1 pseudogene is annotated in these 246 nt (G+C 38.6%); it reads right to left on the bottom strand.

What is annotated here, in order from left to right:
- Positions 1-38 precede the first annotated feature (38 nt).
- Positions 39-246: pseudogene (locus ACRHOZ_RS21230) on the bottom strand (histidine ammonia-lyase); the annotation flags it as partial.

Below are 246 nucleotides of genomic sequence, written 5' to 3'. Positions count from 1 at the left end.
GGCTAAATGGGCCTATCAATAAAGGTTTGACCATGGGATCAATAAATTTCAAATTCGTGTTGGTGGGAGGTGTTCCATTTTAATTTTTTAGAATCCATAACATGTTCCACAAGACCAATTATTTCACCCTCTTGAATCATGTGAATACCCTGCTCAATGTCATCTGCAAAGACACCGTCGCTTTCAGCAAAGGAGACCTTGGTTCTTACGAACTTATGTATTTCATCCAGCAAAATGCCAGATTTT

The sequence above is a fragment of the Flagellimonas flava genome (assembly GCF_050617915.1).
Lineage (GTDB): Bacteria > Bacteroidota > Bacteroidia > Flavobacteriales > Flavobacteriaceae > Flagellimonas > Flagellimonas flava_A.
Note: the sequence above shows the minus strand (reverse complement) of the source record. Positions and strands in the feature narration are given on the sequence as shown.